At 62.9% G+C, this 278-nt stretch carries 1 protein-coding gene; it reads left to right on the top strand.

Translation table 11 applies throughout. From position 1 onward, the window contains the following. The coding region (locus AF337_RS41815; protein ID WP_193393577.1) for an aldo/keto reductase at positions 1-173 on the top strand (173 nt) is incomplete at its 5' end. Between the last annotated feature and the right edge of the window lie 105 nt (positions 174-278).

Here is a 278-nt window from a genome sequence, read left to right on the forward strand (position 1 = left end):
GGATCGTCCCCATTCCCGGCACCACCAAGCTGCACCGGCTGGAAGAGAATATCGCCGCCGCCGACATCACCTTCACATCGGAGGAACTGGCCGAGATCGACGCGGTCTTCTCAGGCATCGAGGTCCACGGCGATCGCTACTCCGCAACATCGGCAGCCCGCGTCACGCCGTGAGCCGACGCACCCAACAATGAGCGTGAGAAAATGTCTCCCGGCTCCCGTTGCGCCACCGTCTCACGCTCAGTGCACCGTCCGCTAACGCCAAAGAGAGCCTCATTC

Source organism: Rhizobium ecuadorense, from assembly GCF_001187535.1.
Classification (GTDB): Bacteria; Pseudomonadota; Alphaproteobacteria; order Rhizobiales; family Rhizobiaceae; genus Rhizobium; species Rhizobium ecuadorense.